The sequence below is a fragment of the Bradyrhizobium sp. genome (genome assembly GCF_036735945.1).
Taxonomy (GTDB): domain Bacteria; phylum Pseudomonadota; class Alphaproteobacteria; order Rhizobiales; family Xanthobacteraceae; genus Bradyrhizobium.
In genome coordinates, this window is the sequence record NZ_DAINNI010000153.1 from 1 (window position 1) to 10,445 (window position 10,445).

A 10,445-nucleotide genomic window follows, 5' to 3' on the forward strand; every position below is an offset into this window, starting at 1 on the left:
CGCAGATGGACCCGGCGACCAAGAAGGACAACGTGCTGGCCTTCCTGATCGACCTGAAGATCGTCGCCAAGGCCGCCGAGGACAAAAAGATCGAGAATTCCGAGGACTTCAAGAAGCGGCTGGCGTTCACCCGCAGCCGCCTTCTGATGGACAGCCTGCTCGCCGCCGAGGGCAAGGCCGCAACCACCGAAGAGGCCATGAAGAAGGTCTATGAGGAAGCCTCCAAGCAGATCACCGGCGAGATGGAAGTCCATGCCCGCCACATCCTGGTCGAGACCGAGGACGAGGCCAAGGCGATCGCCGAAGAGCTGAAGAAGGGCGCCGACTTCGCCGAACTGGCCAAGAAGAAGTCCAAGGACCCCGGCGCCTCCGATGGCGGCGATCTCGGCTTTTTCACCAAGGAACAGATGGTGCCGGAATTCTCCGCTGTGGCCTTCACGCTCGAGCCCGGCAAGATTTCCGACCCGGTCAAGTCGCAGTTCGGCTGGCACGTCATCAAGGTCGAGGAAAAGCGCGCCCGCAAGGCGCCCGACTTCGAGCAGGTCAAGACCCAGATCGAAACCTATGTGACCCGCAAGGCGCAGGCCGAATACGTCGCCAAGCTGCGCGAGGCCGCCAAGGTCGAACGGATGGACAAGCCGGCGGAGACCGCCAAGACCGATGCGAAGACCGACGCCAAGCCGGATGCCGCCAAGCCCGCCGATTCCAAGATGGCGCCGGCGAAGAAGTAAAAAATCGCTGTCACTTCTGCGAGACCAATAGTATCTAGCATCGTTATGGCCGGGCCGAAGCGCCCGGCCGTTTCATGTCCGGCCTGCCGGTTCAGGCGCCGGAAGACGCCGGCAGGTCCGGCCTGGATTGATCTGGTCGAAGAAGGTGCTCGCATGTCCACCACTGTTTCCCCGCTCGCCCCGACCGATGTCCCCGAGATGCCCGCCATTGCCGGCGTGAAGCTCGCGACCGCCGCCGCCGGCATTCGCTACAAGGGGCGCACCGACGTTCTGCTTGCCGTCATGGACAAGGGCACCACGGCCGCCGGCGTCTTCACCAGGTCGAAATGCCCGTCCGCGCCGGTGGAATGGTGCCGTGCCAGGCTCGGCCGCGGCGGATCTTCCAGGACAGGGTTTGCCCGCGCGCTGGTGGTGAACTCCGGCAACGCCAACGCGTTCACCGGCAAGACCGGCAAGCAGTCGACGGCGCTGACCGCGCAGATCGCGGCAAAGGCGGTCGGCTGCGCGACCTCGGACGTGTTCCTCGCCTCCACCGGCGTGATCGGCGAGCCGCTGGACGCCACCAAGTTCGACGGCGTGCTGGCGACGCTGGCGGATGCCGCCACGCCCGATGGCTGGATGGACGCGGCCAAGGCGATCATGACCACCGACACCTTTCCCAAGGTCGCAACCGCCGCCGTAAAGCTCGGCAAGGCCAGGGTGACGATCAACGGCATGGCCAAGGGCGCCGGCATGATCATGCCTGATATGGCGACCATGCTGTCCTTTGTATTCACCGACGCACCGCTGTCGTCCGCCGTGCTGCAGTCGCTGCTCAAGAGCGGCGTCGAGGATACGTTCAACGCCATCACGATCGACAGCGACACCTCGACATCGGACACGCTGTTGGCGTTTGCGACCGGCGCCGCCGCGGCCAATGGCGCGCCGAAGATCAGCCGGGCCAGCGATCCCCGCCTGAAGGCGTTCGCCAAGGCGTTCCATGGCGTGCTCGCCGACCTCGCCGAACAGGTGGCCCGCGACGGCGAAGGCGCGCGCAAGCTGGTCGAGGTGATCGTCGAAGGCGCGACCACAAAACCCTCGGCGCGCAAGATCGCGATGTCGATCGCGAACTCGCCGCTGGTGAAGACGGCGATCGCGGGCGAAGACGCCAATTGGGGCCGCGTGGTGATGGCGGTCGGCAAGGCCGGCGAGCCCGCCAACCGCGACAAGCTCTCGATCTCGTTCAACGGCATCCGCGTCGCAAAAAGCGGCGCACGCGACCCGTCCTACAACGAGGCTGAAGTCTCCGAGGTGATGAAGAACCCGAAGATCCAGATCAAGGTCGCGCTCGGCCTCGGCAAGGGCCGCGACCGCGTGCTGACCTGCGACCTCACCAAGGAATATGTCGCGATCAACGGCGACTATCGGTCGTAAACGAGACAGCGCGCATGGCTGAGATCAAGCTCACCCTGGTGGTCGCCTGCGCCCTCGTCGATGTGGACAAGCGCGTGCTGATCGCGCAACGCCCGGAAGGCAAGACGCTCGCCGGCCTCTGGGAATTCCCCGGCGGCAAGGTCGAACCCGGCGAACGGCCGGAGCAGACGCTGATCCGCGAGCTGCATGAGGAGATCGGCATCGACGTCAGCGAGCCGTGCCTGGCGCCGCTGACCTTTGCCAGCCACGCCTATGACAGCTTCCACCTGTTGATGCCGCTCTACATCTGCCGGCGCTGGGAAGGCCTGGTCGTGGCGCGCGAGGGCCAGCAACTGGCCTGGGTGCGCGCCAACAGGCTGCGCGACTATCCGATGCCGCCGGCGGATATTCCGCTGATCCCGCATCTGATTGATTTATTGATGTAAAGCCGGCATACGCAGGGCCAGGACACAAAATCGCGAAAACAACCCCATGCAAAGTAGAATGGGGCCCGGTTCGCGGGTTTCCGGCCTGAAGGGAATTGCGCGTCAAGCGCGCTTCGCCTGCTTCACCGCCGCTTCCAGACTTGCCTTCGCCGATCCCGGCCGCAATGGCTTTGGCTGGCTCTCATGCGGCGCCCAGCCGGACAACCAGATCACGTCAAAGGTCGCGCGGATGCGGCCGTCGGCATCCGCGAAACGCTCGCCATAGATCTGCGCCATCCGCAGCATCGTGGTGCGACGTGTCGGCGCCCGCCGCCGCTCGATCAGGATGTTGCTTGCCCCCATCCGCCTGATATCGGCCATCAGCGCAAAGGCGCTGTCGTAGCGCACCACGACGCGATCGACGTCGGTGACGGGCAGCGCAAGCCCGGCGCGCTGCAAGAGACCACCGATATCGCGCAGGTCCGCAAACGGCGCAACGCGCGGCGACACCCCGCCCTCGCACTCGGCCTCCGCCGCGGCAAAGGATTGCCTGAGCTCGGTCAGCGTGTCGCCGCCGATCATCGCCGCGAGCAACAGCCCATCCGGCTTCAGCGTACGGCGGATCTGCGCCAGCACGCCCGGCAGGTCGTTGACGAACTGCAACGCGAGCGCCGAGACCGCGAGATCGAGCGATTCCGGCTGCAACGGCAGAATTTCCGACGCATCTGCATCGACGCGCACGATCGACCGGAAACGACCGGCCAGCGGCTTCCGCAGAAGATCGCCTGGCGTCCAGATATCGGCCACATCGGCAAAGCTTCGCGTCACCGCCTGCAGGCGGTCGTCAAAATCTTCCCTGATACGGTCGAGCAGGAACGTTGCCGGCCCGTTACGCTGCGCGCGATCGAGCCGCGTGCGCAACAGCGCACGATCGAACAGGACGGGCGCACTGGTCGGGTTGGAAGCCATGCGCGGTTGGTACGCTGGCTGCCTGTCGCTGGCAATGCCGCGCTTGAGCACAATGCCCGGCAGCGCTAGCCTCGCGCCATGGACGCCGAGGCATCACCACCACGCTCCTTTTCCAGGCATCTGCGCGGCGCGCTCGGCGCCTGCCGCGACGCGCTGGCGCATCTGCCCAGGCTCGCACTCGACATCGCACTGCCGACGCAGTGCGTTTCCTGCCGCGAGCCGGTCGACGGCGACGGCGTCTGCGCGGCGTGCTGGGCGAAACTGTCCTTCATCGAACTGCCTTATTGCCCGCGGCTCGGCATCCCCTTCGTCTATGATCCCGGTCCCGAATTGCTGTCGATGGAGGCGATCGCAAGCCCACCGGCTTACCAGCGCGCCCGCGCCGCGGTGCGCTACGACGACGTCGCCCGCACGCTGGTTCATTCGCTGAAGTACCAGGACCGCACTGATCTCGCGCCCGCGATGGGGCGGTGGATGGCCCGCGCCGGCAAGGAATTGCTCGATGCGGCCGACGTGCTGGTGCCGGTTCCCCTGCACTGGCGGCGTAGCTGGAGCCGCCGCTACAACCAGTCCGGTGCGCTGGCGCGGGTGATTTCACGGCAAAGCGGCGTGAAACTGGCCTCCGAGGCGCTGCGCCGCATCCGACCCACCGAACAACAGGTCGGCCTGTCCCGGCCGCAGCGCGCGACGAACGTTCAAGGCGCGTTCAAGGTCGCCCCCGAGCGCAGCGCCGACATATCCGGGCGCCGCGTCATCCTGATCGACGATGTCCTGACGTCAGGTGCCACGACGGATGCCTGCGCCCGCGCCCTGCTCCGCGCCAAGGCCACGCAGGTCGACGTGCTGGTATTCGCGCGGGTTGTGGACAGCCACCGCGCTCCCATATAATTCAAGGACTTGTCAAATCAGGGCGCGCCATGACTGCTGCCGTTGAAATCTATACCCGTCCGGGCTGTGGCTATTGCACCGCCGCCAAATCGCTGCTGACGCGCAAGAATGCCGCGTTCACCGAGTTCAACGTCGCATCCGACGCAGCCTATCGCGACGAGATGTACGACCGCGCCGGCCACGGCTCGACCTTCCCCCAGATCTTCATCGACAAAACCCATGTCGGCGGCTGTGACGAGCTCTATGCGCTGGACCGCGCGGGCAAGCTCGATGGCCTGCTGTCGGGAGAAAAGGCCTCCTCATGAGCGCTGGTTCGACCTTTACCGCCGCCATGGTGCAGATGCGCACCGGCCTTCTGCCCGAGCCGAGCCTCGAGCAGGGCATCGCCCTGATCCGCGAGGCGGTCGCGAAAGGCGCCGACTACGTGCTCACGCCCGAAGTCAGCAACATGATGCAGTTGAACCGCAAGGCGCTGTTCGAGCATCTCGCGTCCGAGGAAGACGACCTCTCGCTGAAGGCCTATCGCGCGCTGGCCGCGGAACTGAAGATCCATCTGCATATCGGCTCGCTGGCGCTGCGCTTTTCGCCGGAGCGCGCCGTCAACCGCTCGTTCCTGATCGGGCCCGACGGCAACGTGCTCGCCAGCTACGACAAGATCCACATGTTCGACATCGACCTGCCCGGCGGCGAGAGCTACCGCGAGTCGGCCAATTACCAGCCGGGCGAAACCGCCGTGATATCGGATCTGCCGTGGGGCCGGATCGGGCTGACGATCTGCTACGACGTGCGCTTCCCCGCGCTGTACCGGGCGCTCGCCGAAGCCGGCGCATCGTTCCTCACGGTTCCCTCCGCCTTCACGAAGAAGACCGGCGAGGCGCACTGGCATACGCTGCTGCGCGCCCGCGCCATCGAGAACGGCTGCTTCGTGTTCGCGGCGGCGCAGGCCGGCATGCATGAGAACAAGCGCGAGACCTATGGCCATTCGCTGATCATCGCGCCCTGGGGCGAAATCCTCGCCGAAGGCGGCGTCGAGCCCGGCGTGTTCCTCGCCGAGATCGATACGTCGAAGGTCGAGGCAGCCCGCAGAAGCGTACCGTCGCTGCAGCACGGACGCCGCTTCGGCATGGCCGACCCCAATGCGGGGCCCGACCATCTGCATCTCGTCCGGGGCTCGGCATGATCCGCTACAACCTGCGCTGCGAGAAGGGCCATGCTTTCGAAAGCTGGTTTCAGAGCTCCGCGGCGTATGAGAGCCAGGAAAAGCGCAAGCTGGTGAGCTGCCCTTCCTGCGGCTCGGTCAAGGTCGAGCGCGCGATCATGGCGCCGCAGATCGTGACCAGGAAGGGTCGCGAACAGGCCGCGCCTGCGCCGACACCGCCCGCGGAAACCACCGGATCTGAAACGACGCCGCTCTTGATGGCGCAGGAACTCGAGCTGCGCACCAAGCTGAAGGAATTGCGCGATCACATCGTGAAGAACGCCGACAATGTCGGCGAGCGCTTCCCCAACGAAGCGCGCAAGATGCACTATGGCGATATCGAGCATCGCCCGATCTATGGCGAGGCCTCGCCGGACGAGGCACGCGCGCTGATCGATGAAGGCGTAGAGGTCAGCCCGTTGCCGGTGCTGCCGGACGACAGGAATTAGAGGTTCTCGTCATTGCGAGGAGCGAAGCGACGAAGCAATCCATCTTCGTGCTTGTTGCGCTATGGATTGCTTCGCTTCGCTCGCAATGACGACTGGGCAAACGACTACGCCGCCACCAATAGCGCCACGCCGATCACGATCAGCACGATCCCAAAAAGTTCGCGGGCCGACATCGGCTGCTTGAACGAATAATACGACACCGCCTGCGCGAACAGCACCTCGACCAGCGCCAGCGTCCGCACGTTCGCCGCCGCCGTCAGCGCGAACGCCAGGAACCAGAACTGCGAGGCGAATGCGCCCATGAAGCCCGCGAGCATCGAGGGCCGCCACAGCCCGAAAATCTTCATCAGCACGTCAGGCGCGCGCGCCAGCAGATAGATCGTCAGCACCAGCGTCTGCACGAACAGGCCGAACACCAGCGTGTAGGACGCCGCCGTGACGAAGGAGACGCCGGGCACGGTGATGATCGCGCCGCGGAAGCCGATCGCCGACAGCGCAAAGCAGCCGGCGGCGACGAGGCCGATGATGGTCGGCTTGAACTCGGCAAAGCCCTTCGCGCCGCCCGGCCGCAGCGCCGTGATGACGACGCCGATGGTGGCGATCAGGATCGCGACGACTTTCAGGAAGGTCAGGTGATCGCTGAGGAAGATGAAGCCGAAGATCGCGGTCTGGATCGCCTCGGTCTTGAGGTAGGCCGTCGTCACGACGAACGAGCGGTCGTTCATCGCGAGCAGCATCAGCCCGGTGGCGACAATCTGGCTCAGCGCGCCGAGCAATAGCCACGGCCAGAATATCGCCGGCGGCCACGGCACCGAATCTCCTGTTACAGCCACCACCAGCGCGAAGAACAGCACCGAGAACGGAAAGCCGAACAGGAAGCGGATGTTGGTCGCGCCCCAGGTCCCGAGCGGCCCCGTCAACGACCGCTGCATCGCGTTGCGCGCGACCTGGCCGAGCGCAGCGACGATGGTGAAGGGAATCCAGAGCGTGGCGACGGAGAACATGGGGGAATACCGGCAGGAAGCTGCCGCACCGTGCCGGGCGGGATGCGTCAGGTCAACGGGATCAGCGTCATGACAGGATTGCGCGCGGTCCCAAGGCGATGTCGCCCCTGCGAACGCAGGGCCCATACGCCGTGCTCTCTCATGTGAGCAGCGACGGTAGACGTCTCGTAATCCAATTAGCGCCGCGGAGTATGGGTCCCTGCGTTCGCAGGGACGACATCGGTTATGTGGCTAAAGCGCTGGGGCCGACTACGCCCCTTCAGCCACCACCATGTAGTTCACGTCCATGTCGGACGAGACGCTCCATCTGTCGGCGAGCGGATTATAGACCACGCCGGCCTGGTCGGAGATGGTGAGGCGATTGCTGGCAAGGTGTCGCGCGAGCTCGTCCGGCGTGACGAACTTGTCCCATTGATGGGTGCCGCGCGGCAGCCAGCGCAGGACGTATTCGGCGCCGACGATGGCGAGTGCAAAGCTCTTCCAGTTGCGGTTCAGCGTCGAGACCACCATGATCCCGCCGGGCTTCACCATCGCCGCGCAGCGGGCAATGAACGCGCCGACATCGGTGACATGCTCGACCACTTCCATCGCCAGCACGATGTCGAAACGTTCGCGGTGGTCCATCTCCTCCGCCGTGGTGCAGCGGTAGTCGATCGACAGATGGCCCTTCTCGGCGTGCAGGCGGGCGGCGGCGATGTTGGTCGGCGACGGATCGATCCCGATCACCTGGGCGCCGAGCCGCGTGAACGGCTCGCACAGCAGGCCCGCGCCACAGCCGATATCGAGGATCCGCAGGCCCGACAGGCAGCTCAGGCTCTTCGCGTTACGCTCGAACTTGCGGCATGCGGCGTCGCGGATATAGGCAAGCCGCAGCGGATTGATCTTGTGCAGCGGGGCCATCTTGCCCTTGGGGTCCCACCACTCGTCGGACAGTTTCGAGAACTTCGCGACCTCGGCCGGGTCCACCGTGCTGCCGGTGGTGGAAGCACCGGCGGATGATTTCTGCTCCATCGCCATGAATCAGGTACCGGCCGGTCGTGCGGTGATGGCGTTGCGAAACGACAGTGGCGACGCCACGGTATCGATTTTTTCTTCGCTCTTGCCGACGCCAAGGATCGTCACATCGCCGTAATTGAAGATGCGGCCAAGGATGGATTGATTGACGTCGACGCTTTCGACCTTGTCGAGACTCATTTCAAAGGTCTGCCGCTGGATAAAACCTGTCTTGTGTATGATACGCAGATCGGTGACGTCGGTTTCGGTGGTCCATTGATGGAACCAGGCCGTGATCGTCTTGTACAATGCGGCGATGCCGGAAATGGCGGCCATTGCCAGGCACAGCAGCGCCGGCGCGCCGGTCGGTACCTGGTACGAGAGAACGAGGAAGATGATCGCCACAACCCAGCCGGCAAGCGCGGGCAGGAAGAATATCCAGTGCGCGTTGGTCGAAAACAGCACCTTTTCACCGGGCTGCAGGATTTCGTCGATATAACGCCCCATACGCGTGACCTGAATTAACCCGCTACCGCAGCATTTTACGTCATTTTGAGTCGAAAACGTGCCCGGCTGCTTGCCCCGGACCGCGCCGCTATGTATACGCCGCTTTCGACCCGCGCGCTCCAATTTCCGTGCAGGTCACCTAACTTATCCTCACAGGGAATGCACGCGTCGTCATGGGCCGCCTCGTGATGAAATTCGGCGGTACGTCCGTCGCAAATATCGACCGAATCCGCAACGTCGCGCGTCACGTCAAACGCGAAGTCGACGCCGGACATGATGTCGCCGTCGTGGTATCGGCCATGGCCGGCAAGACCAACGAGCTGGTGGAATGGTGCCGCGACGCCTCGCCGATGCATGATGCACGGGAATATGACGCCGTGGTGGCGTCGGGCGAACAGGTGACCTCGGGCCTGCTTTCGATCGTGCTGCAAGCCATGGGCATCCAGGCGCGCTCCTGGCAAGGCTGGCAGATTCCAATCAAGACCTCCGACGCCCACGCCTCCGCGCGAATCCTCGAGATCGACGGCACCGAGATCGTCAGCCGATTCAAGGATCGCAAGGAAGTCGCCGTGATCGCCGGCTTCCAGGGCATCAATCCGCAGACCAACCGAATCACCACGCTCGGGCGCGGCGGGTCCGATACGTCGGCGGTGGCGATCGCTGCCGCGCTCCATGCCGACCGCTGCGACATCTATACCGACGTCGATGGCGTCTACACCACCGACCCGCGGGTGGTTCCGAAGGCGCGGCGGCTCGACAGGATCGCCTTCGAGGATATGCTGGAACTGGCCTCGCAAGGCGCCAAGGTCCTGCAGGTTCGCTCGGTGGAACTCGGCATGGTGCACAACATGCCGATATTCGTCCGTTCCAGCTTCGACAAGCCGGAAGATATCGACCCGCACGCCAACCAGCCGCCGGGCACGCTGATCTGCAGCGAGGAGGAAATCATGGAAAGCCATGTCGTCACCGGGATCGCCTTCTCCAAGGACGAAGCCCAGATTTCCGTGCGCCAGATCGAGGACAAGCCCGGCGTCGCCGCTGCGATCTTCGGGCCGCTGGCGGATGCCAATATCAACGTCGACATGATCGTGCAGAACGTCTCGGAGGACGGCAAGACCACCGACCTCACCTTCACCGTGCCGGCCTCCGACTATACCCGCGCCCGCGACACCATCACCGCGGCCAGGGACAAGATCGGCTACGCCAGGCTCGACAGCGCCACCGACGTGTCGAAGGTGTCGGTGATCGGCAGCGGCATGCGCAGCCATGCCGGCGTCGCGGCGAAGGCGTTCAAGGCGCTGTCCGAGCGCAACATCAACATCCGCGCCATCACCACCTCGGAGATCAAGTTTTCGGTGCTGATCGACGCGGCCTATACCGAGCTCGCGGTGCGGACGCTGCACACGCTCTACGGGCTCGACCAGGGTTAGAACGATTTTCTCTCAGATCCGGCGCATGGTCTGATCGTCAGACCAGCCGGGCCTTCGCTGGCGCAGCATCGGCGCTGACACACACGTTATTGCGTCTGGCAGGCGTTTTGCTTGGCAAAGCAAGCCTCGATTGGCTATAGGCCTGAGAGGTGGGTTGCCGCACACTGCACCATCGTTGGCGATCCCAGTTCGGCGGGATTCGGTGCCTTGCGGCAGCGCCGAATGAATAAAATTGTTGTTTTTGGTGCGTTTCACGCCAGCTCCCGGCCACCCGGCGGGCCGGCTTCGCGGGGGAGGATAGCAGCACATGCGGAGCACGTCGGGAGGTCCCCGCGTCTTGTTGAGACGGCTCCGCGAAACCATGGCGGAGAAGGTCTCGGCCCAGGAACGGCTGGACAAGATCGTGGTGCTGATCGCGGCCAACATGGTGGCCGAGGTCTGCTCCTGCTACGTGCTGCG

At 64.6% G+C, this 10,445-nt stretch carries 12 protein-coding genes; 8 read left to right on the forward strand and 4 right to left on the reverse strand.

The features are described 5' to 3' along the window. From V7E26_RS26880 to V7E26_RS26890, 3 genes are all read left to right on the forward strand, one after another. Positions 1-731, forward strand: a 731-nt coding sequence (locus tag V7E26_RS26880) for a peptidylprolyl isomerase (protein ID WP_324422191.1), incomplete at its 5' end; no start/stop codon positions are given. A 153-nt stretch (positions 732-884) separates the two neighbouring features. Next, complete coding sequence (gene argJ, locus V7E26_RS26885; RefSeq protein ID WP_324422193.1) at positions 885-2,144, forward strand: bifunctional glutamate N-acetyltransferase/amino-acid acetyltransferase ArgJ; 1,260 nt, start codon at positions 885-887, stop codon at positions 2,142-2,144. A 14-nt stretch (positions 2,145-2,158) separates the two neighbouring features. Further along, positions 2,159-2,569: a (deoxy)nucleoside triphosphate pyrophosphohydrolase gene (locus V7E26_RS26890; RefSeq protein ID WP_324422195.1), complete on the forward strand. Its 411-nt coding sequence runs from the start codon at positions 2,159-2,161 to the stop codon at positions 2,567-2,569. A 102-nt stretch (positions 2,570-2,671) separates the two neighbouring features. On the opposite strand, the gene V7E26_RS26895 is transcribed toward V7E26_RS26890, so the two are convergent. Next, a complete protein-coding gene (locus tag V7E26_RS26895; protein WP_324422196.1) occupies positions 2,672-3,517 on the reverse strand; it encodes a methyltransferase domain-containing protein in 846 nt (281 codons plus the stop codon). Between the two features lie 78 nt (positions 3,518-3,595). Here V7E26_RS26895 and V7E26_RS26900 point away from each other — a divergent pair, with 78 nt between their 5' ends. From V7E26_RS26900 to V7E26_RS26915, 4 genes are read left to right on the forward strand one after another with little or no spacing between them, the layout of a single operon-like run. After that, on the forward strand, positions 3,596-4,405 hold the full coding sequence (locus V7E26_RS26900; protein ID WP_324422198.1) for a ComF family protein: 810 nt from the start codon (positions 3,596-3,598) through the stop codon (positions 4,403-4,405). Between the two features lie 29 nt (positions 4,406-4,434). Continuing rightward, on the forward strand, positions 4,435-4,710 hold the full coding sequence (gene grxC, locus V7E26_RS26905; protein ID WP_324422201.1) for a glutaredoxin 3: 276 nt from the start codon (positions 4,435-4,437) through the stop codon (positions 4,708-4,710). Continuing rightward, positions 4,707-5,585, forward strand: coding sequence for a carbon-nitrogen hydrolase family protein (locus V7E26_RS26910; protein WP_324422202.1), 879 nt, complete (start codon positions 4,707-4,709; stop codon positions 5,583-5,585). The genes grxC and V7E26_RS26910 overlap by 4 nt, the downstream gene beginning before the upstream one ends. Beyond that, a complete protein-coding gene (locus tag V7E26_RS26915) occupies positions 5,582-6,052 on the forward strand; it encodes a DUF1178 family protein (protein ID WP_324422204.1) in 471 nt (156 codons plus the stop codon). Before V7E26_RS26910 ends, V7E26_RS26915 begins: the two co-directional genes overlap by 4 nt. 104 nt (positions 6,053-6,156) lie before the next feature. Here the strand turns inward: V7E26_RS26915 and V7E26_RS26920 are convergent, their stop codons facing one another. From V7E26_RS26920 to V7E26_RS26930, 3 genes are all read right to left on the reverse strand, one after another. Beyond that, positions 6,157-7,056: a DMT family transporter gene (locus V7E26_RS26920; RefSeq protein ID WP_324422206.1), complete on the reverse strand. Its 900-nt coding sequence runs from the start codon at positions 7,054-7,056 to the stop codon at positions 6,157-6,159. A gap of 249 nt (positions 7,057-7,305) precedes the next feature. After that, on the reverse strand, positions 7,306-8,073 hold the full coding sequence (ubiG, locus tag V7E26_RS26925) for a bifunctional 2-polyprenyl-6-hydroxyphenol methylase/3-demethylubiquinol 3-O-methyltransferase UbiG (protein ID WP_324422208.1): 768 nt from the start codon (positions 8,071-8,073) through the stop codon (positions 7,306-7,308). Positions 8,074-8,076: 3 nt separating this feature from the next. Beyond that, entirely contained in the window at positions 8,077-8,556 is a 480-nt protein-coding gene (locus tag V7E26_RS26930) for a PH domain-containing protein (RefSeq protein WP_324422212.1), read from the reverse strand. Between the two features lie 173 nt (positions 8,557-8,729). On the opposite strand from V7E26_RS26930, the gene V7E26_RS26935 reads away from it, so the two are divergent. Beyond that, the gene (locus V7E26_RS26935) at positions 8,730-9,986 is read left to right on the forward strand and encodes an aspartate kinase (RefSeq protein ID WP_324422210.1); all 1,257 of its coding nucleotides are present in this window, start codon (positions 8,730-8,732) and stop codon (positions 9,984-9,986) included. Positions 9,987-10,445: the final 459 nt, after the last annotated feature.